The sequence below is a fragment of the Acidovorax sp. YS12 genome, from assembly GCA_021496925.1.
In the GTDB taxonomy this organism is placed as follows: domain Bacteria; phylum Pseudomonadota; class Gammaproteobacteria; order Burkholderiales; family Burkholderiaceae_C; genus Paenacidovorax.
Map to the genome: position 1 here is coordinate 2,784,513 of CP053915.1, position 21,940 is coordinate 2,806,452.

General features: G+C 71.4%; 19 protein-coding genes. 1 reads left to right on the forward strand and 18 read right to left on the reverse strand.

Going from position 1 to position 21,940, the window contains the following annotated elements; genetic code table 11:
* Nucleotides 1-93: 93 nt before the first annotated feature.
* From YS110_12690 to YS110_12745, 12 genes are all read right to left on the reverse strand, one after another.
* Nucleotides 94-897: a hypothetical protein gene (locus YS110_12690; protein ID UJB65546.1), complete on the reverse strand. Its 804-nt coding sequence runs from the start codon at nucleotides 895-897 to the stop codon at nucleotides 94-96.
* The gene (locus YS110_12695; GenBank protein ID UJB65547.1) at nucleotides 887-1,642 is read right to left on the reverse strand and encodes a hypothetical protein; all 756 of its coding nucleotides are present in this window, start codon (nucleotides 1,640-1,642) and stop codon (nucleotides 887-889) included. Before YS110_12695 ends, YS110_12690 begins: the two co-directional genes overlap by 11 nt.
* The gene (gene alr, locus YS110_12700; protein ID UJB65548.1) at nucleotides 1,639-2,775 is read right to left on the reverse strand and encodes an alanine racemase; all 1,137 of its coding nucleotides are present in this window, start codon (nucleotides 2,773-2,775) and stop codon (nucleotides 1,639-1,641) included. Before alr ends, YS110_12695 begins: the two co-directional genes overlap by 4 nt.
* Nucleotides 2,772-3,452 carry a hypothetical protein gene (locus tag YS110_12705; protein UJB65549.1) on the reverse strand — a complete coding sequence of 227 codons (681 nt, stop codon included), beginning with the start codon at nucleotides 3,450-3,452 and terminating at the stop codon, nucleotides 2,772-2,774. The genes alr and YS110_12705 overlap by 4 nt, the downstream gene beginning before the upstream one ends.
* A complete protein-coding gene (locus YS110_12710; GenBank protein UJB65550.1) occupies nucleotides 3,449-4,492 on the reverse strand; it encodes an ABC transporter substrate-binding protein in 1,044 nt (347 codons plus the stop codon). Before YS110_12710 ends, YS110_12705 begins: the two co-directional genes overlap by 4 nt.
* A gap of 320 nt (nucleotides 4,493-4,812) precedes the next feature.
* The gene (locus tag YS110_12715) at nucleotides 4,813-7,155 is read right to left on the reverse strand and encodes an MFS transporter (protein UJB65551.1); all 2,343 of its coding nucleotides are present in this window, start codon (nucleotides 7,153-7,155) and stop codon (nucleotides 4,813-4,815) included.
* Nucleotides 7,156-7,351: 196 nt separating this feature from the next.
* Nucleotides 7,352-8,533 (reverse strand): acetyl-CoA C-acyltransferase, encoded by a 1,182-nt coding sequence (locus YS110_12720; GenBank protein UJB65552.1) that lies wholly within the window; start codon nucleotides 8,531-8,533, stop codon nucleotides 7,352-7,354.
* A gap of 21 nt (nucleotides 8,534-8,554) precedes the next feature.
* Nucleotides 8,555-10,369 carry a bifunctional isocitrate dehydrogenase kinase/phosphatase gene (gene aceK / locus YS110_12725; protein ID UJB65553.1) on the reverse strand — a complete coding sequence of 605 codons (1,815 nt, stop codon included), beginning with the start codon at nucleotides 10,367-10,369 and terminating at the stop codon, nucleotides 8,555-8,557.
* A gap of 32 nt (nucleotides 10,370-10,401) precedes the next feature.
* A complete protein-coding gene (gene can / locus YS110_12730; protein UJB65554.1) occupies nucleotides 10,402-11,064 on the reverse strand; it encodes a carbonate dehydratase in 663 nt (220 codons plus the stop codon).
* Nucleotides 11,065-11,099: 35 nt separating this feature from the next.
* The gene (locus tag YS110_12735) at nucleotides 11,100-12,287 is read right to left on the reverse strand and encodes an isovaleryl-CoA dehydrogenase (protein ID UJB65555.1); all 1,188 of its coding nucleotides are present in this window, start codon (nucleotides 12,285-12,287) and stop codon (nucleotides 11,100-11,102) included.
* A gap of 34 nt (nucleotides 12,288-12,321) precedes the next feature.
* Nucleotides 12,322-12,783, reverse strand: coding sequence for a PaaI family thioesterase (locus YS110_12740; GenBank protein UJB65556.1), 462 nt, complete (start codon nucleotides 12,781-12,783; stop codon nucleotides 12,322-12,324).
* A gap of 35 nt (nucleotides 12,784-12,818) precedes the next feature.
* The gene (locus YS110_12745) at nucleotides 12,819-13,223 is read right to left on the reverse strand and encodes a MerR family DNA-binding transcriptional regulator (GenBank protein ID UJB67445.1); all 405 of its coding nucleotides are present in this window, start codon (nucleotides 13,221-13,223) and stop codon (nucleotides 12,819-12,821) included.
* A 119-nt stretch (nucleotides 13,224-13,342) separates the two neighbouring features.
* Here YS110_12745 and YS110_12750 point away from each other — a divergent pair, with 119 nt between their 5' ends.
* A complete protein-coding gene (locus YS110_12750) occupies nucleotides 13,343-14,413 on the forward strand; it encodes an MBL fold metallo-hydrolase (GenBank protein ID UJB65557.1) in 1,071 nt (356 codons plus the stop codon).
* Between the two features lie 229 nt (nucleotides 14,414-14,642).
* Here YS110_12750 and YS110_12755 read toward each other — a convergent pair whose 3' ends face one another.
* From YS110_12755 to YS110_12780, 6 genes are all read right to left on the reverse strand, one after another.
* Nucleotides 14,643-16,043: a hypothetical protein gene (locus YS110_12755; GenBank protein UJB65558.1), complete on the reverse strand. Its 1,401-nt coding sequence runs from the start codon at nucleotides 16,041-16,043 to the stop codon at nucleotides 14,643-14,645.
* Nucleotides 16,044-16,121: 78 nt separating this feature from the next.
* Nucleotides 16,122-16,898: an SDR family oxidoreductase gene (locus YS110_12760; protein UJB65559.1), complete on the reverse strand. Its 777-nt coding sequence runs from the start codon at nucleotides 16,896-16,898 to the stop codon at nucleotides 16,122-16,124.
* Nucleotides 16,899-17,084: 186 nt separating this feature from the next.
* Complete coding sequence (locus YS110_12765) at nucleotides 17,085-17,846, reverse strand: glucose 1-dehydrogenase (GenBank protein ID UJB65560.1); 762 nt, start codon at nucleotides 17,844-17,846, stop codon at nucleotides 17,085-17,087.
* A gap of 30 nt (nucleotides 17,847-17,876) precedes the next feature.
* Entirely contained in the window at nucleotides 17,877-19,484 is a 1,608-nt protein-coding gene (locus YS110_12770; GenBank protein UJB65561.1) for an AMP-binding protein, read from the reverse strand.
* 13 nt (nucleotides 19,485-19,497) lie between these two features.
* Complete coding sequence (locus YS110_12775; protein UJB65562.1) at nucleotides 19,498-20,736, reverse strand: thiolase family protein; 1,239 nt, start codon at nucleotides 20,734-20,736, stop codon at nucleotides 19,498-19,500.
* 79 nt (nucleotides 20,737-20,815) lie between these two features.
* Nucleotides 20,816-21,931: a saccharopine dehydrogenase NADP-binding domain-containing protein gene (locus YS110_12780; protein UJB65563.1), complete on the reverse strand. Its 1,116-nt coding sequence runs from the start codon at nucleotides 21,929-21,931 to the stop codon at nucleotides 20,816-20,818.
* Between the last annotated feature and the right edge of the window lie 9 nt (nucleotides 21,932-21,940).

Below are 21,940 nucleotides of genomic sequence, written 5' to 3' on the forward strand. Positions count from 1 at the left end.
CCGCCGCGCTGGTGGCGTCCCCCTGCCCGCATGGCGCAGCCATGCGAGAGCGGGGGGAAGGCGCGAAGCGCCTCAGGGGGGTGTTGTTTCATCTCAGTGTGTCTCCGCGGCCTGGCGCACGATGCGCTCGATGCCCGCACGCATGTGGCCGTCGAAATCCATCGTCAGCAGTTCGTGCGCGTAGGCCTGCAGGGCCTCGTGCGCGGCGCGCTGCTCGTCGTCGCCCTGGGCCAGGGTGTCGAGCACCAGTTGCAGTCCATCGGCGCGCCCCCGCCCTTCGGGCGGCGGCAGGCCGTCGCCGCGGCCCTGCTGCAGCCGTGCCAGGACGGCGCGGCGCTGGGCCTCCAGGCGGGCGCCAGGGCGCAGCGCCGCCCAGAGCGCCGCCGCCAGCGCCGTGCCCAGCACCGCCACGGCGCTGAGCCACAGGGCCTGCCCCTGGCTGCCCGGCAGCGCGGCAGCGCTCTCGGTGCCCGCCACGACGAAGCCCGCGGGCGCGGCGCCCGGTGCGAGCGCCGCGGCGCCGGACACGATGGGCACGCGCACCGCCCCCGGCGCCAGCGGCCGCCCCACGGCGTGCAGGGGGGTGCCGTCGGCCTGCTCCACGGCCAGGGCGCTGAGCACGGGCTGGCGCTTCAAGGTGGCCTCCAGGTAGGGCGGCACGCCGGGCAGCTCGGCCAGCGGAATGCCCAGGCGCACCGCCCGGCCGAGCTGCTGGGCCAGGGTCTGCGCGACGGACTGGGCGATGGCCTGCACGTCCTGGTTCGCGGCGCGCTCGCCGCTGGCGCGCAGCCCGTGCAGCGTCCAGGCGGCGCAGGCGCTGCCCACGCCCGCCAGCACGGCGAACACCCACAGGCCGACGCGCCAGCGCAGGTCCTGCCATGCGCTGTCATGCCTCATGGTCGAGCTCCTCCAGTTGCCGCATGCCCTGCTGGTAGCGCTGGCGCGCCGCGTCCCAGCGCACACGCTGGGCCTGGGCAGCCTGCACCAGGGGCGTGGCCGCGCCCGGCTGCGCGGGCGCGCCCTGCAGCACCCGGGCCGCGTCGCCATACGGCTTGAGCGCCTGCCGCAGCCCGGCGTACAGCAGCGCCGCCACGGCCGCGCACGCCAGCGCCAGCATGGCGAGCCATTGCACCGCCTGCTGGCCGCGCTCGTACCACTGGGCCAGCGTGAGCGGCGCGGCCACGGTGGAGAAGGTGACCACGATGCCCCCGGCCGCCTGGCCCAGGTCGTTCTCGAAGCGGGTGCCGATCTGGCGCTGGCCCGGCGCGGCGCTGTCCCACGGCAGGTCGCGCGCCAGCCAGGCGCGCCAGCCCTCGGGCACCTGGGTGCCGCGGTTGCCCACGTCGGTGCTGTAGAGCACGGTGCCGCCGGCGGCGAACACGTCGATGGCCACCACCCCGGCGAATGCGGCCTGCTCGCGCGCGATGACCTGCTGCAGGACTTCGAGCTGCTCCAGCTGCAGCCCCGTGGCGAGGTAGTTCTCGGCGGCGGTGCGCAGGTTGCGCAGCAAGTGGCCGTCGCGCAGGGCCTGCAGCTCGGCCTGGCGCGTCTGCTGGGCCTGCTGGGCCAGCAGCAGCAGCGCCGCCAGCAGCGCCAGCAGCGCCAGCAGGGCGATGGCGTAGATGCGCGTGAGCAGCTTCATGCGGCCACCTCCGTGGCGGCGTCCTGCCAGGCCGCGCAGCGCGGCGCCAGCCGGGCCGACAGCGCGAGCAGCACGTTCGCGGCCACGCCGGCGGCGGCGGCCAGCGCCTGCACCGGCTGCCGGGCGCCGTACACCTCGGCCCACATGCCGGGCCGCACCTCGCCGGGCGCGCAGGCGCTCACATCCACCGCCACCATGCCCATGGCCACGCCGCCGACGATGGGCACTTGCCGCCCGGCCAGCACGAGGTGCCCGCGGTTCACCAGGCCGAACGGCAGGCCGTCGCCATAGCCCAGGGCCACGGTGGCGATGCGCCGGGGCCCCGGCGTGGTGTAGCTGCCGGCGTAGCCCACCTCGGTGCCCGCGGGCACGTCGGCCACGCGCAGCACGGGCGCATGCAGGCTGGCCACGGGGCGCAGCGCCGGGGCCGCCCGCTGGCTGGCGGGCACGCCCCACAGGGCGCTGCCGACGCGGGCGTGGTCGAAATGCCAGCCGGGCCCGGCGAACACGCTCGACGAGGTGGCAATGCTGCGCAGCGCCGGGGGCAGTTGCGCCGTCCATTGCACAAAGCGCTCGCGCTGCAGCAGGCACTGCGGCGCCTCGGGGTCGTGAAAGCGCCCCAGGTGCGTGACCCAGTGGGTGGCCTGCGCATCGCGCCACAGGGCGCCGTGGGGCTGCAGCGCCTGCAGCTGCGCGGCGCCAAAGCCCAGGCGGGTCAGGCCCGTGTCCAGGTGCACCGCCACCGGCAGGCGCGCGCCGGCGCGCGCGGCGTAGCCCGCCAGCGGCGCCAGCTCGTGGGGGCCGGTGAGCACCGGCGTCAGCCCCTGCGCGGCGAAGTCTTCCGGGCGGGCGCCGGCCAGCCCATTGAGCACCAGGATGCGCGCCGCGCCCGCGGCGCCCTCCTGCAGGCTGCCACGCACGGCCAGCGCCTCGTGCAGCGTGGCCACCCAGAATTCACGGCAGCCCAGCGCCCACAGCCGGGGCACCACGGCGGCCACGCCCAGGCCGTAGGCGTCGTTCTTCACCACGGCGCCGACGGGCTGGCCCGCGCCGGCCGCGCCCACGGTGCGCCAGTTGTGCGCCAGCGCATCGAAGTCCAGGGACAGGCGCGGCCCGTCGTGCGTGGCATTCATGGCTGCCCGCCTCCGGCTGGCGCCGCCAGGCGCAGGCTGCCCGGGGCCTGGCCCGGCGCGATGCCGCGCCAGCCCCGGGCCAGCAGGGCCTCCTGGCGCGGCAGGTCGTCCAGCGGCAGCTCCCGGGCGGGCGCGTCTGGCGCGAGCTCGCCCGGCACCCGCGCCAGCAGGTAGCGCGCATGCCCGCCGTAGCGGTACTGCAGCGCGCGCACCATGAAGCCGCAGGCCAGCAGGCTGCGCCAGCTGGCCACGTTGCCGGGGGCCGCCGTGGCGAACAGCGCCGCATCGCCAGCCCAGGCCACGCGCCGCGCGATCAGCTGGCGCTGCAGGCCCTGGCCGCGCCATGCGGGCGCCACGGCCGCGCCAGCCAGCTTGTACAGCGCGTGGCCGGGCGCCAGGCCGAGCAGCGCGCGCGGATCGTCCTGCGCCAGCAGGTCGTGCTGCAGCACGCCGTAGGCCGCCAGCGCGCCGCCCTGCCAGGCGCCGATGACGCGGCCACGCCCCTGGAGCAGGCCGTGCAGGAATTCGCGCGTTTCGGGCTTGACGGTCTGCGCCGCCATGCCCGCGATGCTGCACAGGTGCAGCGCGTGCATGGCCGGCAGGTCTTCGGGCCGCAGCGGGCGCCAGTCGAGCGCCGCCGGGGAGAGCGAGGGGGAAGGCACGGGGCGGTGGCTCATGACGCGATGGGGGGCGCGTCGCCCACGGCAATGACTTCGGCGTAGTTGAGCATGTCGATCGGCGGGTACAGGCGCAGGCTGTGCGCCACGCGCATGTTCACCAGCAGCGAGAAGCGCTTGAGCCGCTCCACCGGGATGGCGGCGGGCGACTTGCCCCCCACCAGGATCTCGACCGCCTTGGCCCCGGCGAGCTGGCCCACGGAGTAGTAGCGGCTGACCAGCCCGGTGAGCGCGGCGCCCGAGCGCACGGCCAGCTCGGCCGCGCCGAAGCAGGGCAGCCTGGCCTGCAGCGCGGCGGGGGTGACGCGCGCGTAGACCGAGCCCAGGAAGGTGTCGGGCAGCAGGTAGAGCCACTGCGCGCCCTCGGCCTGGAGCTGCGCCACCAGCTCCTCCACGCCGTCGGCCGTGGGCTGGCCCTGGGCGTTGGCGCGGAAGGTGCGCTCCAGCAGCGCCACGCCGCTGTCCTGGCAGGTGCTGCGCGCCACCTCGACGATGGCGCGCGAGTTCGGCTCGGAGCCGGTGTAGAGCACGCCGAGCTTCTGCAGCGGGCGGTAGCGCTGCATCACGCGCAGTTGCACGTCGAACGGCACCACGTGCACGGCACCGGTCACGTTGCGGCCCGGCGCCTCCAGGTTCTCGACGATGCGCGAGCGCACGGGCGCCGCCACGAGGGCGAACACCACGGGAATGTCATGGATGAAGTGCTGCCGGTCGGGATCGTCGTAGGCCCCGACCACGGCCAGGGTGATGGGCGTGCCCCAGACGTAGATGAGATCGGGCGCCAGCGCGCGCGCTTCCTCCAGGATGGCCGGGATGCGGCCCACGTCCTGCTGCACGTCGCGCACGGTGTAGCGCACCTGCAGCCCGGCCTCGGCCAGGTAGGCGCGGAAGCCCTTGTCCACATCGGTCTCGCCCCGGAAGGTGATCATCAGGATGTGCAGGGACTTGCCTGCAGCCGGGGCGGCCGCAGCGGCCAGCGGCGCCAGCAGGGGCAGGCCGGCCCCGTGCAGGCAGTGTCGAAGAAAGCGGCGGCGTGACATGGCGGGCAGTCTCTCACAAGGTTTTGACGGCAAGCCAGGATTTTTTGGCAGCCGCGCGCACCATGCCGTCTGGTTGGGCTGAAGCCGTTCTGGCTTGCTGCCCGCGCAGCCCCGGCAAGGCGGTGCACCGGCGGGCCAGGCAGGAGGGGGCGAGGGGCACGAGAACTCCTTTTTTTATAGCTTCCAGCGCTTTACTGGCAAGGCCTGGAGGCCAAAATCATCCAGAAACCGGATGCCAAGGGAAAGCGATTGTATGGATTCGTGCCCTGTTGCCATATCCCTGAAATTGGGTAATTTGAGGGAGCGAGGTGCAAAAAAGGTCAGGCCGCGCGCCCCGCTGTGCGGGCGCCGCGCAGGCTCCAGCCGTAGGCCAGGCTGCCGCCCAGCACCAGCGCCCCCACCGCCGCCACCGCCGGGCCGAAGCCCAGCACCGGCAGCAGCCACGCGCCCACCGCCGGGCCCAGCGCGCTGCCGCCGCGCTCGGTGAGCCGGAACAGCCCCAGCACCCCGGCCCCCTGGCGCGCGGGCAGGCTGCGCGCCAGGTCGGCGATCAGGGCCGACTGCGGCGTGATGGACAGCGCCTGCCCCAGGCCCAGGCCCAGCAGCACCAGCGCCAGGGGCCACACGCCGCCCCCGCCCGGCCAGGCCAGCAGGGCGCTGCCCCCGGCCAGCAGCCCGCCCAGGAAGACGAAGCGGCTGCGCTGGCCCCAGCGGTCGGCCAGGCGCGCGGCCAGCGGCACCAGCAGCACCATGGTCAGCGGGTAGATGGTCTGCAGCCGGCCGGTGACGGCGCTGCCGTGGCCCATGTCCTGCAAATGCATGGGCAGCAGGTAGAAGCACAGGGCCGCCAGCAGCAGCTTGGCGGGCAGCGCGCAGCCCAGCAGCAACCCGGCCAGCCCGGGCTGGCGCAGCAGGCCGTGCAGGGCCTGCGCGGGCGCAGGCGCGGGCGCCGGGCGGGCGGCGGAGCGCGGCATCTGCCCCCAGGCCACCAGCGCAGCCAGCAGGGCCACGCACGCGGCCAGCGCGAAGGCCGCCGGCGCGCCCCAGCGGTCGGCCGCCAGGCCGCCCAGCGGCGGCCCGCACAGGCCGGCCACCAGGATGGCGCGCACGAACTGCGCCAGGCTGCGCGCGCGGTCCTGCGCCGAGGAGCCGTCGATCACCGCGCCCTGCGCCGACACGAACACCATGGCGAACCCCAGCGCCCCCAGCAGCCGCCCCGCCACGAGCGCGCCGTAGCTGGGCCAGGCCGCCGCCCAGGCCAGCCCAGCGGCACCCAGCAGCGCCCCGAGGACCACGCCCCGGCGCCGCCCGAAGCGTTCGGACCAGGCGGCCAGCGGCCATTGCAGCAGCGCCACCACGGCCAGGAACACCACCAGCGGCAGGCTGGCGAGCATGTTGGGCGACAGGCCCCAGTCCCCCGGCGCCAGCGTGCGCGCCCAGGTGGGCAGGAAGGGGCGCGTCAGTTCCTCGGCCAGCATGAACAGGAACAGCGCGGGGCGCACGGCGGCCGCCCCCACCACGGGGCGCGGCAGGGGCCGGCGCGCCAGGCGGCCGCGCCGCGCCTCCCACGCGGCCAGGGCGCGCGCGCCGCGCGTGCCCAGCCCCAGCGCCACCCACTCCAGGGCCATGAGCAGGCACACGGCGCCGAGGAAGGCCATGTCCAGCAGCGTGGCCTGCAGCTTGCGGGCCAGCACGGTGGGGTCGAGGGTGAGCACCACTTCGGCCTGGGGCACACCCGCCACCAGGGCCGGGGCCGCCACCGTCCAGGCCCCAGGGGCGGGGGCCTGCCCGGCCAGCAGCTGGCCGCCAGGGGTGCGCACCGCCAGGGCCGCGATTTCGGGGCTTTGCGCCTGCAGCGCGGCGGCGTGCGCCGGCACCCCCACCAGTTCCTGCGCGGGCACGCCCACTTCGAGGGCACGGGCGATCAGCGCGGCGCTGGAGCGCGCCACGGCGCGCGCCTTGGCCAACTGGTCGGGCTGGATGCTGGCCTGCCCGGCGGCAGTGGCCTGCCAGCCCACCCAGGCCAGCGCCAGGCCCAGCCCCAGCGCGGCGGCGGCGGCCAGCAGCGCGCGCTCGCCGCCCGGCACGGGCAGCGGCCCGGCATGGCGGCGCAGCCTGCGCACCAGGGCCCAGCACAGCCCGCCCAGGGCGCCGCACCACAGCAGCAGCGCCGGCCACACGGCCTGCCAGACGGCGTCGTGCAGGCGCTGCCGCGCCGTCTGGAGCGCCTGGTCGTCATAGCGCAGCAGGGCCGCGCCCACGGTTTCCCCCAGGTCGTTGCGGATGGGCGCGCGCACCTGGGCCGTGGCCGTGGCCTGCGGCGCGGCAGGCACCGGGGCCGACAGCAGCGGCTGCTCCTGCGCGGACAGGATGGCGAAGGAGCGCATGGCGGGCTCCAGGGCCGCCTCGCGCGCCAGCAGCCCGGCCAGGGGCGAATCGGGCGTGGGCGGCACGCGCAGCGCCAGGGCGTTCTCGGCCGCGGCGGCGGCGCGCTGCGCCATGAGCTGGAAGCGCGCCGTGAAGGCCTCTTGCTGCGCGGCGTGCAGGGTGTTTTCGGTGAGCTGGCCGCTGGCCAGCAAGGTGGCGGCGCCAATGCCGGCCAGCATGGCGGCGAAGCGCCACAGCAGCCGGGCCATGGAAAGGACGGAGGGGGAGCGGGGCATGAAGGGGCGGCGGAAGGCGTGGGAGCGCGCGGCAGGGCGCGCCGCCCGGCGATGCTAACGCCCCGGCCCGGGGTGGGGGAAAGGAAAAATGGCACGCCCCGGCGTGCCACGCCCCACCTGAATTCTCAATAAAAATAGCTGCCAGCCCTTGCACAGCAAGCGCTGGCAGCTATTAAAACAGGAGTTTCCGGGGGTTTTACACCAGTTCGATGGCCATGGCCGTGGCCTCGCCGCCGCCGATGCACAGCGTGGCCAGGCCCTTTTTCTTGCCGCGCGCCTGCAGCGCGTGCAGCAGCGTGACCAGGATGCGCGCGCCGCTGGCGCCGATGGGGTGGCCGAGCGCGCAGGCGCCGCCGTTGACGTTCACTTTCTCGTGCGGCACGTTCAGGTCGTGCATCAGCGCCATGGGGACGACGGCGAAGGCTTCGTTGATTTCCCACAGGTCCACGTCCTCGGCCTTCCAGCCGGCCTTTTTCAGGGCCTTCTCGGTGGCGCCGACGGGGGCGGTGGTGAACCACTCGGGCTCCTGCGCGTGCGTGGCGTGGGCGACGATGCGCGCCAGCGGCGTGCAGCCGAGCTGCTGCGCGGTGGACTGGCGCATGAGCACCAGGGCGGCGGCGCCGTCGTTGATGCTGGAGCTGGCGGCGGCGGTGATGGTGCCGTCCTTCTTGAACGCGGGCTTGAGGGTGGGAATCTTGTCGAGGCGGATCTTCGGCGGGCCTTCGTCCTGCTCGACGGTGACTTCGCCCTTGCGCGTGGTGAAGGTCACGGGGGTGATCTCGGCCTTGAATGCTCCAGATTTAATAGCATCCTGCGCGCGCTGGACGCTGGCCGTGGCGAAGGCGTCCTGCTGCGCGCGCGTGAACTGGTACTTGGCGGCGCAGTCCTCGCCGAAGGTGCCCATGGAGCGGCCAGCCTCGTAGGCGTCCTCCAGGCCGTCGAGCATCATGTGGTCGAAGATCTTGTCGTGGCCCAGCCGGTAGCCGCCGCGGCCTTTCTTGAGCAGGTAGGGGGCATTGGTCATGCTCTCCATGCCGCCGGAGACCATCACGTCGCGGCTGCCGGCGACGAGCTGGTCGTGCGCCAGGATGGTGGCCTCCATGCCGGCGCCGCACATCTTCGACAGCGTCACGGCGCCGGTGCTGCGCGGCAGCCCGCCCTTGAAGCCGGCCTGGCGCGCGGGCGCCTGGCCCTGGCCCGCCATGAGGCAGTTGCCGAAAAGCACTTCATCGACCTTCTCGGGCGCGATGCCAGCGCGCGCGACGGCGGCCTTGATGGCGGCGCCGCCCAGATCGTGCGCCGCGAGGTCGGCGAAGTCGCCCTGGAAGGCGCCCATGGGCGTGCGCGCGGCGCCAACGATGACGATGGGATCTTGCATGTTCATCTCCTGTGCAGTGGTTCAAGTGGTTGGGGAAAGAGGTTCCCGTGCTGAAAAGCGGCGCTCGGCGGGGTAGGGAAAGACGTCGTGGACATGGCCCTGCTGGATGCGCTCCTTGTGCGCCTGCCAGTACTGCGGCGTGAGCAGGTCGGCGTGGTGGCGCATGAAGACCTCGCGCACGGCCGGGTTGCCGAGCAGGAAGGGGGCGAAGGTTTCGGGAAAGACGTCGCGCGGGCCGACCTTCCACCAGACTTCGCCCGACAGCTCGTCCTCCTCGCAGCGCGGCGGCGGCACGGCGCGGAAGTGGCAATCGGTCAGGTATTCGATTTCGTCGTAGTCGTAGAACACCACCTTGCCGCCGCGCGTGACGCCGAAGTTCTTCCACAGCATGTCGCCGGGGAAGATGTTGGCGGCCACGAGGTCCTTGATGGCGTTGCCGTACTCGATGACGCTGCGCTCCATCTGCTGGCGCGCCTGCGGGTCGTCCAGGCCGGCGTCGAAGGCTTCCTGCAGGTACAGGTTCAGCGGCACCATGCGGCGCTCGATGTAGAGGTGGCGGATGATGACTTCCTGCTGGCCGTCGCCGTCGCGGTCGCTGACCTCGATCTGGCCCGGCGCGTGCGCCAGCAGCTCGGCCATCAGCGCGTCGGAAAAGCGCTCGCGCGGCAGCGCCACCAGGCTGTACTCCAGCGTGTCGGCCATGCGCCCCACGCGGTCGTGGCGCTTGACGAGCTGGTATTTCGATTCGACCTGCTCGCGCGTGGTGTCCTTCTGCGGCGGGAACTCGTCCTTGATGAGCTTGAACACGTAGGGGAAGCTGGGCAGGTCGAACACCAGCATGACCATGCCCTTGATGCCGGGGGCGATGCGCAGCTGGTCGCTGGAGTGCTTGAGGTGCCAGAGGAACTCGCGGTAGAACAGCGTCTTGCCCTGCTTGGCCAGGCCCAGCGCGCTGTACAGCTCGGCCAGCGGCTTGCGCGGCATCAGGCCGGCGAGGAACTGCACGTAGGCGCTGGGCACCTCCATGTCCACCATGAAGTAGGCGCGCGCGAAGCTGAACAGCGCGAGCAGGTCGTCCTCGCCGAACAGCGCCGCGTCGATGAACAGCCGGCCGGCCTCGTTGTGCAGGATGGGCAGGGCAAACGGCATGGACGAAAAGCCGTTGATGATCTTGCCGACCAGGTAGGCGCCCTTGTTGCGGAAGAACAGGCTGGAGAGCACCTGGATCTGGAAGTTGGCGCGCAGCTTGAAGCCGGCGATGCGCGGCTGCAGCGCGGCCAGCACGTAGCCGATGTCGCGCTCCAGGTCCTCGAACGGGCGCTGCAATTCAAAGCCCGCGATGACCTGCGCCAGCGTCTCGCGCAGGCTCTCGGGCCGGGGGTAGTAGGCGCGGTAGCTGGGGCGGGCGCCGGGGTCCTGGCTCTCGATGTACTCCGTGCTCACGGCGGGGCGCACGAAGATGAAGTCGTTGTGGAAATGCGTGCGGTGCAGGATCTTGGTGGTGACCGAGTTGAAGAAGGTCTCGGCCAGCTCGGGCTGGCAGTGCGCCACCAGCAGGCCGATGTAGTGCAGCTTGACCTGGTACCACACGTCCATGCCCTGCGCGCCGGCCTGGAACTCCTTTTCGAGCCGGCGCACGCATTCGCGCACGCGCAGGTCGTAGAACTCGATGCGCTCGCGCTGCGCGCGCTGCTGGCCGTGCCAGTCGGCGGTCTCGAAGCGGTGCTTGGCGCGCGCCGACTCGGTGCGGAACAGCCGGTAGTGGCGGTTGAAGCCGTCGAGCATCGCCTTGGCGATGCCGTAGGCCTGGGGGGCGTCGAGGCGCTGGGGGTACATGCCCTGGCCCGTGGCGTGGCGCGCGGCCGTGGTCAGCCGCGTTCGCGCGCGGCCACCATGGCCACGGCCTCGCGGTAGGCCTTGTCCAGCCCGCCCACGTCGGGCACGCTCATGTGCAGGTTGGTGATGAGCCCGTTCTGCAGGCTGTAGCACCAGCCGTGGATCTGCACCTTCTGGCCGCGCGCCCAGGCGTCCTGCATCACGGTGGAGTGGGCGACGTTGAGCACCTGCTCGATGGCGTTGAGCTCGCACAGCGCGTCATGGCGCTTCGGCACGGGCATCTGCTCCAGCAGGGCGGCGTGCTTGTCGCGCACGTCCTTCACGTGGCGGATCCAGTTGTCGGCCAGGCCGATGCGCACGTCCTCCAGCGCCGCCAGCACGCCGCCGCAGCCGTAGTGGCCGACCACCATCAGGTGCTCGACCTTGAGCTGGTCGACGGCGTACTGGATGGTGGACAGGCAGTTCAGGTCGGTGGGCACCACGACGTTGGCGATGTTGCGGTGCACGAACACCTCGCCCGGCTCCAGCCCGGTGATCTGGTTGGCCGGGACGCGGCTGTCGGAGCAGCCGATCCACATGTAGCGGGGCTTCTGCTGGGCCATCAGGCCGGTGAAGAAGCCCGGGCGCTCGCGCTCCATCTCGGACGCCCACGTGCGGTTGTGGGCAAAAAGGTCTTCAATGGAGGTTGTGCTCATGTCGCTTCCTAAAGTCTGTGGGGTGGCGCGGGGGCTCAGCAGGTCTCCGCGAACAGTTCGCGGCCGATCAGCATGCGGCGGATCTCGCTCGTGCCCGCGCCAATTTCGTACAGCTTGGCGTCGCGCCACAAACGGCCCAGGGGGTATTCGTTGATGTAGCCATTGCCGCCAAAGATCTGCACGCCTTCGCCCGCCATCCACGTTGCCTTCTCGGCGCACCACAGGATCACGCTGGCGCAGTCCTTGCGCACCTGGCGCACGTGGTCCGTGCCGAGCATGTCGAGGTTCTTCGCCACGGTGTAGGCGAACGAGCGGCCCGCCTGCAGCACGGTGTACATGTCGGCCACCTTGCCCTGGATGAGCTGGAATTCGCCGATGCTCTGCCCGAACTGCTTGCGGTCATGGATGTAGGGCACCACATTGTCCATCACCGACTGCATGATGCCGAGCGGGCCGCCGGTGAGCACGGCGCGCTCGTAGTCCAGGCCGCTCATCAGCACCTTGGCGCCGCCGTTGACCTGGCCGAGCACGTTCTCGGCCGGCACTTCGACGTTCTCGAACACCAGCTCGCCGGTGTGGCTGCCGCGCATGCCCAGCTTGTCGAGCTTCTGCGCGATGGAGAAGCCCTTCATGCCCTTCTCGATCAGGAAGGCCGTGACGCCGCGCGCGCCCAGCTCGGGCTCGCTCTTGGCGTAGACCACCAGCGTGTCGGCGTCGGGGCCGTTGGTGATCCACATCTTGCTGCCGTTGAGCAGGTAGTAGCCGCCCTTGTCCTCGGCCTTGAGCTTCATGCTGATCACGTCGGAGCCCGCGCCGGGCTCGCTCATGGCCAGCGCGCCGACGTGCTCGCCGCTGATGAGCCTGGGCAGGTACTTGGCCTTCTGCGCGTCATTGCCGTTGCGGTTGATCTGGTTCACGCACAGGTTGCTGTGCGCGCCGTAGGACAGGCCCACCGAGGCGCTGGCGCGCGAGATTTCCTCCATCGCCACCATGTGCGCCAGGTAGCCCATGTCGGCGCCGCCGTACTGCTCGGGCACGGTGATGCCGAGCACGCCCAGCTCGCCCATCTTGCGCCACAGGTCCATCGGGAACTGGTCGGTGCGGTCGATCTCGGCCGCGCGCGGCGCGATCTCGCTCTGGGCGAACTCGCGCACGGCGTCGCGCAGCGCGTCGATGTCCTCGCCCAATTGGAAGTTCAGGCCGGGCAGGGAAGAAAGGCTCATGGTGTGTCTCCTGGGTCAGTGGGTCAAAGAAGGTTCAGCCGCGCAGGCCGTCGCGCCCCTGCACGGCCATCAGGGTGCAGTCCATGGTGGCGACCAGCTTTTCCTGGCCGCCGTCCAGCGCGAAGGCGCGCCCCTGGCTCACGGTGATGGTGCGGCCCGGCTTGAGCACGCGGCCTTCCATGCGGAAGCGCTGCCCCTTGGCGGGCGCGAGCAGGTTGATCTTGAATTCGATGGTGAGCACCGCCGCATCGGCGGGCATGAGGGTGAAGCCGGCGTAGCCGCAGGCCGAATCGAGCGCCGTGGCCACCATGCCTGCGTGCAGGAAGCCGTGCTGCTGCGTCAGCGCCTGGGTCCAGTCCAGCGCGATATCGACGGCGCCCGGCGCCAGCAGGCCCAGCCGCGCGCCCAGCGTGTGCATGGCGCCCTGCAGCGCGAAGCTGTCGCGCACGCGCTGCGCATAGTCAGTGCAGCGCGGCTCGAAGGAAGGCAGGGTCACGGCGGTCTCCAGATTTACGTTTACGTAAACGTCAATTATGCGGGATTTTTCCCCGTCCCGGCCAGCAGGGCGCGCGCCTCTTTCTCGTGTTCCTTGACTTCATCGAGGTTGGCCTGCAGGTCCGCCATCTGTTCCTCCAGCTGCCGGCGGTGCTGTGCCAGCACGTCGAGGAACTTCTGCAGCTGCATGTTGGTATCGCGCGGGCTGTCGTACAGGTCGATGATTTCCTTGGCTTCCGTCAGCGACAGGCCCAGGCGCTTGGCGCGCAGCGTCAGCTTCAGGCGCGTGCGGTCGCGCGGGCTGTAGGTGCGGTTGCGCCCGCCCGGCCCGGTGCGCTCGGGCCGCAGCAGGCCCATGTCCTCGTAGAAGCGCATGGCGCGCGTGGTGAGGTCGAATTCCTTGGCAAGGTCGCTGATGGTGTAGGTGGTGGTGCTGGCCATGGCGTCGCGCGGGCAGTTGCAGGGTTGCATGGATGACAGGGCCGCGGCCCCACCATCCCTACAATCGTTCTCAAAATGACGTTTACGTCAACGTCAATGCTAACCCAAAGCCATTCGCCATGAACCGCTCCACCGCCCCCCTCCACTACCCCCTTGGCGACCAGTTGCCCCCGGCAGGCCACACGCTCGACGTGGCACCCGGCGTGAAGTGGGTGCGCATGCCGCTGCCGTTCGCGCTCGACCACATCAACCTCTGGCTGCTGCGCGACCGCGTCGAGGGCGCGCACGGCCCCGTCGAGGGCTGGACGGTGGTGGACTGCTGTATCGCCTCGGACGCGGCGCGCGGCCATTGGGAGCACCTGTTCGCGCATGCGCTCGACGGCCTGCCCGTCCTGCGCGTGGTCGTCACCCACATGCACCCGGACCACATCGGCCTGGCGGACTGGCTGTGCCAGCGCTGGAACGCGCGGCTGTGGATCAGCGCCACGGACTACTACACCGCCGTCGTCGCCAGCCAGGGTACGCCCGCCTTCAGCAGCGAAACGGCGACGGACTTCTACGCGGCGCACGGCCTGAACGATGCGCCCTTCCTGGATCACGTGCGTGCGCGCGGCAGCTACTACCCCACCCTGGTTCCCAGCCTGCCCCGGCAGTTCCGCCGCCTGCTCGACGGCGACGTGCTGCGCATCGGCGGCCGCGCCTGGCACTGCAGCGCCGGCCACGGCCACGCCCCGGAGCACATGGCGCTGCACTGCCCGGAGCTGGACGTGCTCATCAGCGGCGACATGGTGCTGCCGCGCATCTCGACCAACGTCAGCGTCTATGCCTCCGAGCCCGAGGCGGACCCGCTCACGCTGTTCCTGGCCTCGCTGGACCGCCTGCGCGCGCTGCCGCAGGACACGCTGGTCCTGCCCTCGCACGGCAAGCCGTTCCAGGGCCTGCATGCCCGGATCGAGCAATTGCACGCGCACCATGCCCAGCACCTGGACACGGTGCTGGCGGCCTGCGCGCGGCAGCCGCAGTCGGCCCGGGACATCATGCCGCTGCTCTTCCAGCGCCCGCTCGACGCGCACCAGACCACCTTCGCCATCGGCGAGGCACTGGCGCACCTGCATGCGCTATGGCACCGGGGCGAACTGCGGCGCCAGGTGGAGCGCGATGGCGTGTTCCGCTTCTCCACTGCCCCATAGGCCGCCCAGGGCCTGTTCACCTAAAAACCGGGGATGCGTTGCCCCGCCGTGGGGGCAGGTGCGCGAAGCGCGGCGCGGCCAATAGCCGTAGCTATTGGCAAGCCGTGTGACAAAGCAGATGCCCACACGGCGGGGCAACCCGTAGGGAAGGATGAATGCCGGGCGCATTGCGGCGTTGCGCCACCTCGGCATTCATCCTTCGCACCCCCGGTTTTTAGGTGAACAGGTCCTAGGCCGCCAGCCTGCCGCGCAGTTGCGCCATGGCGCCCTGGATGGCGCCCGCACCGTCGGCCACCAGGGCGATGCCCTGCTCCATCTGTCCGGCGTGCTGCCCCAGCGCGGCATTGCGGGCCAGTTGCTCATGGCTCACGGCTTCGAGCTTGCCGGCCTCGCCCTGCAGGGCGGCGACCGAATCCAGGATGGAGCGCAGCGCCTGCCGGGCCTCGCCAGCGTTGTCCCGCCCCGCCTGCGCCATGCCCTGGCCGTCGCCCAGCAGCCGCGCGGCCTGGTCCACGCTGTCCAGGATCCGGGCCAGCTCGGCGCTGATGGCGGAAGCCGCGTCACCCGCCTCGCCCGCGAGCTGGCGCACGTTGCCGGCGACCACGGCGAAGCCCCGGCCGTGGCCCCCCGCGTGCGTGGCCTCGATCGCGGCGTTGAGCGCCAGGATGTTGGTCTGGAAGGCCAGGCCCTTGATCTTGTCCGCGATCGCGGAAATGTCCTGCGAGCGCGACTGCAGGCCGCGCACCAGCACGTCGGCCCGGCCGATGGCCTCGGCCAGCGCCACGGTGCTGGCAATCGCCTGCCCGACCACGTCGGCGCCGGCCTGCGCGGTGGCGCGGGCATGGGCCGCCTCCGCCGCCAGCGCGGCCGAGGTCTGCTCCACCGCCTGCGCCAGCGCGTTGTTCGATTCGGCGGCGCCGCGCACCGCCCGCGCCTGCTGGCTCTGCGCGTTCAGCGACCGGACCATCGCGTCCACACTCTGGCCCACCTGCGCGCTCTGGCGGCCCACCTCGGCCATCAGCGACTCGATGGTGTCCATCTGCGCCTGGCGCTGGCGGTCGCCCTGCTCCTTGGCAACCTGCGAGCCGATGGCCAGGATGCCGGTGAACGGCAGCAGCCCCAGGTTGCACAGCAGGCCCCACAGGCGCGTGTCCGCGATGGGGTTGGCGGGAAACGCCACCCCCCAGGCCCAGGCCGCCTCGAACCCGCCCAGCACCGCAAGCACCGAGCCCAGCCCCAGCAGGCCGAAAAGCGGCCCGCCCACGAAGGCGGCCATCACCGGCACCACGACGAACCAGGCCGCCACGGACTGCGAGGCATGGCCGCCGGTGCTCCACACCAGGTAGCCGAACAGCAGGTTGAAGGTGACCAGGTTCACCACCTGCGCCGCGCGCAGGCTTTGCAGGCGGCGCAGCGAGAACCAGATCCCCGGCACCAGCCACAGTGTGGCCGCGACGGCCCATGCCGCCCCCGGGTGCCCCAGGTACAGGTACACGCCGATGAACGAGGGCCCGGCGAGCACGGCGGCGAACGTCAGCGCCACCAGGCTCTTGGCGCGCGCCAGGGTGATCTCGTCGGCGCGCAGCACGGTGGGGATATAGAAGGTGAACAGGCGGTCGAGCAGATTCATGGGAGGTGTTCCTGTCGTACCAGCCGCGCCCGTCGCACCAGTCCGGTAGATACAGCGCAAAGACCTGGGTGCCCTCGCTTACCGCCCCAGGCAAAGGGCCTTGACGACCGGCCGGCGCAGCGGCGGCAGCAGCGCGAAGGCCGCCGCCAGCACATGGGTCAGGTAGTGGACCTTCCAGTGGCGCTTGCGGCCGTGCGCGGCCTTCCACACCACTTCGGCCACCTGCTGCGGCTGCACGTTGACGCCGGTGGAGCGCACGCTGTGCGCCTGCGTCGCGGCCGCCGTGACCATGGGTGTGTTGACGTAGGGCGCCATGACGTCGCTCACAGTGATGCCGTAGCGCTCCAGTTCGAGATCCAGCGCCTCCGTCAGCCCATGCACGGCATGCTTGCTGGCGGAATACACCGCCAGCTCCGGCATGCCATAGAGGGCCGAGGTCGAGCACATGGTCACGATGTGCGCGCCCGGCGTGGCGCGCAGCGCCGGCAGCGCGCAATGGATGCCGTTGAGCACGCCCTTGACGTTGATGTCCAGCGTCAGGTGCTGCTGCGCCAGCGGAATGTCCTCGTTGCGGCCCATGCGCAGGATGCCGGCGTTGTTGAAAAGGACATCGAGCCTGCCGCCCGTCCAGCGGGTGAAGGCGTCGATGGCGGCGCGGTACTGCGGAACATCGGTCACGTCGAGCGCCAGCGTGTGGCAGTGGTCCGCGCCGATCTCGCGCGCCAGTTGCGCCAGCCCCTCGGCGTCGATGTCGGCCAGGCCGACGTACCAGCCGCGCGCGGCGAACAGCAGTGCCGTCTGGCGGCCGATGCCGGAGGCGGCGCCGGTGATGAAGATGGATTTCCGCTGCGTCATGACCGTTCCTGTCTGGGTAGCCCGGTGATCCATGGCGCTACAGCGCACGAACCTGGCGCGGCCCAGGCCAGCGGACGCCGCGCAAGGGCCGTCCCGCCGCGCTGGCGTCGTCCCCCTGCCCGCATGGCACCGCCATGCGAGAGCGGGGGGAAGGCCCGCAGGGCCTCAGGGGGGTGTTGCTTCATCTCAGCGCGCGGTGTAGCCGCCATCGATGACCAGCTCCGCACCCGTCATGTAGCGCGACTCGTCCGACGCCATGAACACCAGCGCCGGCGCGATCTCATCGGCCAGCGCGAGGCGGCCCAGCGGAATGCGGCTGACGATGTCGGCCTGCAGCGCCTGCGCTACGTCGGCGGGCATGGCGGCCAGCGCGCCGGTGACCATGGGCGTGGCGATGTAGCCGAGGTGCAGCGAGTTCACGCGGATGCCATAGCCCTGCGCGGCGCAGTGCAGCGCGGCGGATTTGGTCAGCAGGCGCACGCCGCCCTTGCTGGCGTTGTAGGCCGCCAGGTTGGGCTCGCCGACGATGCCTTCGATGGAAGACACGTTGATGATCGAGCCGCCCCGCTCCTTCATGGTGGCGATGGCCTTTTGCGTGCCGAGGAAGACGCCGTCGAGGTTGATCTCCAGCACGGCGCGCCAGTCCTGCAGGCTGGCATCCTCGATGCTGCCCAGCCGCCCCACGCCAGCGTTGTTGACCAGCACGTCCAGCGCCCCCGCCGCAGCGATCACGCGGTCCCAGTCAGCCTCCTGCGTCACGTCATGCGCCAGTGCCACCGCATCGTGGCCCGCCGCGCAGAGGCGCTGGGCCTCGGCCTGCACCCGGGCGTGGTCGATGTCGGTCAGCACGACGCGCGCGCCCTCTTGCGCAAAACATTGCGCGGTGGCCAGGCCCAGGCCGCTGCCCGCGCCGGTGATCAGGGCCGTCTTGCCTTGCAGTCGGTTCATCTTTGTCTCCTTGGGTGTATTGAAGGGGGTTCAGCCTGCGCGCCGGTGCATGGCCTGCGGCTCGCGTTCGAAGGCTTCGAGCAGAAAACGGTCCTGCGGCTTCTCCGACGCGGTCTTTGGAATCTGCGCCAGCACCTGGATGCCATCAGGCACCATGCCCGCCTCCAACTGCTGGCGGCAAATGGCGAAGAGTTGCTGCGCGTCGAACGCCGCCGCGTCCTTGGGCACCACGGCGGCCACGACTTCCTTCTCGCCCGGTGCCAGCCGCGCGCTGGCGATGCCGTAGACGTACACGTCGTCCACCAGGCCGGATTCGGCGATGGCCTTCTCGATGAAGGCGGTGGCGATGAACTCGCCGTTGCGCCGGATGCCGCTGCCCTGGCGGTAGTCGAAGTAGAGCCAGCCCTCGGCGTCCTCGTGCACCACGTCGCCCATGTGCAGCCAGCCGTCGGCGCATTTCTTCGCGGAAGCCTCGGGGTTGCCGAAGTACTCCACGGCAAAGGGCTCGCCGCTGGCATGGCGGAACAGCAGCTCACCCTGCTGGCCGCGCGGCACGTCGTTGCCCGCCTCATCCACGATGCGGTGGCGCAGCGTGGGCGGCGGTTGGCCGATGCTGCCCACCGGGCCCTGGCCGGGATAGTTGAAGGTGAGCCCTCCTTCGGCCGCGCCGTAGAACTCCAGGATCTGCACGCCGAAGCGCTTCTGGAAGTCCTGCCAGATCGCCGCTGGCATGCCCGCCGAGATGACGAAGCGCACCGGGTTGTCGGCATCGCTGGCCTGGGGCGGCTCGGCATAGACCGCCGTGGTCATGCCGCCCAGCAGCGTGAAGCTGGTGGCGCCGTAGCGGCGCGTGATGTCCCACAGGCGCGACTTGGTGAAGCGCCGCGAGAGCACGCAGCGCAGGCGGCAGGCCAGCGCCGCGCCCAGGGTGAGGAGCTGGGCGTTGGCGTGTGTGAGCGACAGGCCGGAGTACAGCACGTCGTCCGCGCGGTAGCCAAACAGGCGCAGCGCCAGCGCCGCCGTTTCGCAGTAGCGCCGGTGCGTCAGCACGATGCCCTTGGGGTCGCCCGTGGTGCCGGAGGTGAAGATGAGTTCGAGCGCACTGTCCGGGTCGGTGGTCAGGATGGGCAGATCGGGCGGGGCCAGCGGCGCGGCGGCCTCCCAATCCACCACGCCGTCCCAGGCGGACAGGGGCCGGTCGCCCTCGTCGGTGGCAAAGGCCATCACCCAGCGCAGGCCGCCCAACCGTGGGCGCAGCGGCTGCAAATGGGGCAGCGCGTAGTCGGCGGCGAAGGCGGCGCTGCACTGGCTGCTCGCCAGCAGGAAGTGCAGCTTGTCGCCCTTGGTGCGCGCGTCGATGGGCACCACGGCGGCGCCCACGATGCTGGCGGCCACCATGGCCTCGACGAACTCGGCGTGGTTGGCCATGAGCAGCGCGATGCGTTCACCGGGCTGGATGCCCAGATCGAGCATGACTTGGGCCATGCGCCGCCCGTTGTCCCAGAGCTGGCGGTAGCTACGCACCTCGTCGGCGCGCGTGCCGCCGCCGCCCTCGATGGTCAGCACCGCGAAGTCCGGCAGCTCGGCGGCGCGGTTGGCCACCATGCCCGCCAGGATGTTGTCTGCGTATGCGGTCATTGGTGTTCCCTCTTCAACGGCCCAGCAGCGTGAGGCAGGCCACGGCCTCCTCCACGCCCGCCAGGCCACCGCCGTTTTCCGCCAGCGCGATGCGCGCGCCCGGCACCTGGCGCGCCCCGGCCTCGCCGCGCAACTGCGTGACCAGTTCAAAGACCTGCCCCAGCCCCGTCGCGCCGATGGGGTGGCCCTTGCTCTCCAGCCCGCCCGAGGGGTTGATGGGGATGCGCCCGCCCAGCGTGGTTTCGCCGCGCTCGGCGGCGGGGCCGCCCTGGCCTGGGGGCACCAGGCCCAGCAGTTCGGACTGCAGGATCTCGCCGATGGCGGTGGCGTCGTGCACCTCGGCCACGCCCACGTCCTGCGGGGCCACGCCCGCCTGTTCGTAGAGCCGGTGCGCGGCCTTGCGCACCAGGTGGTTCTCCAAGTCGGCGGCCTCGCGCTCGCTGCCGGTTTGCAGCACGCAGCCCAGCACGCGGATGGCGCGACGCGCGTCGCCCCGCAGGCGCGCCAGGCCCGCCGCGTTGCAGACGATGGCCGCCGCCGCGCCGTCGCTCACCGGCGAGCACATGGGCAGCGTGAGCGGGTAGCTGATGGGCGGCGCGGCCAGCACCTGCTCGACGTTCATCGCCTCGCGGTACTGCGCCAGCGGGTTGTGCACCGAGTGCGCGTGGTTCTTGGCCGCCACCGCTGCGAACTGCCGCTGCGTGGTGCCGAAGGCGCGCATGTGCAGGCGGCCCATGGCAGCGTAGATGTCCATGAACACGCTGTACGGGCGCGGCGACTGGCTGCCCGGCGGCGGCGCGACGCCCTCGCCCATGGCAAGCAGGCGGGCCTTGCCAGCCTCGGTGTCGTGCACGTCCCAGGCACCGTCGAAGGCGGCGAACATGCGCGCCTTGTCGTCGCTGCACATCTTCTCGGCGCCCACGGCCAGCACCACGTCGGCCGCGCCGCTTTGCACGTGCTGCACGGCCAGGTGCAGCGCCGTGCTGGCGCTGGCGCAGGCGTTCTCCACGTTGACCACGGGGATGCCCCGCACCCCCATGGCGCGCAGCGCGAGCTGGCCGCGCACCATGTGCTGGCCTTCCATGTGGCCCTGCGTGGCGTTGGCGAAGTAGGCGGCCTGGAGCTGGGCGCGCTCGCACCCGGCGTCCCGCAGCGCGGCCTCCACAGCCTGGCGCGTGAGGTCTTTCACGCTCCAGGCCAGGTGGCGGCCGAATGGCGTCATGCCGGCGCCGGCGATGTAGATCGAATCCACGGTGTATTCCAAAAAATATAGGTCAAATCGGCCTCCAGCGCTTATGCATCAAGCGATGGCAGCTATCAATAAGGGAGCATCAGAGGCGCTGGACTTCCCAGGACAGGTAGCCCTCGTCCGCCTGCGCCGCGAGCAGCTGGCGCGCGCCCAGGATGCGCGCGCCCGAGCCGAAGCCCACGGCCTTGAGCCGTTTGCCCAGCACGCGCTGCGCGGCCTCGGCGGCGAACACGCCGGTCTGCGCATAGGCGCAGCCGCCGCGCAGAATCACGCTGACCGCCTGCGTGTTGCCGCGCGCCTGGCACGACACCATGCCGCGGTGGATCTCCGGCGTCTCGCGCGGCGGCTCGGCCTGGGTGATCTGCTGGCCGATGGCGTTGGTCACCAGTTCCTGCGCGGCGGCGTCCAGGTGGCGGTGGTCTTTCTCGAACTGCTGCAGGATGCCCAGCACGGTCATCATCATTTCCTGGTTGCCCAGGGAGAACAGCACCTGGCAGTTCTTCACGCGCGGATCCCCGTGGTACCACACGGGCTCGCCCGCGCCGCCCCAGGGCATCCCCTTGACGATGCGGTGCACGCCGGGCACCACCACGTCATAGGCCTGCGCCCAGGGCCACTGCACCAATTCGCCGCCCTGCAGGTGGTACATGGGCTTGGTACACATGCGCAGGAAGGACATGGTCGAGGCCACGCTGATCTGCGCGTCGCCGTAGTACATCAGGTCCAGCGTGTCGATGCCGGGGGTCTCCAGCGCGATCTCGGCGGCGATGGCGCCCTCGGTCCACATGTACGAATTGGCCGGGCACAGCGCCAGCTCCTTGCGCGCGAACGCGGCGCCGTACTCCTTTTGCAGGAACAGCATCCAGTCCGTCTCGCCCGTGGTGTCGAAGTAGTGGCAGCCCGCGTCCAGCGCCGCCTGCACCACCGGCTCGCCCAGTTGCATGAAGGGGCCGACGATGTTGAGCACCACCTTGCGGCCGCGCAGCAGCTCAGTGAGGCTGGCGCGGTCGTGCGCCACGCCCACGCACTGGTAGTCGTGGCCTTCGAGTTCGGGAATCGCGGCCATCTCGGCTTTCAAACGATCGGCATTGCGCCCGGCCGCGATGAAGGGAATGCCGCGCTCGGCGAGCTTCCAGGCGGCGAGCTTGCCGGTGTAGCCGCTGGCGCCGTAGAGGACGACTTGGTATTGCGTTGTCATGGTGTGGGT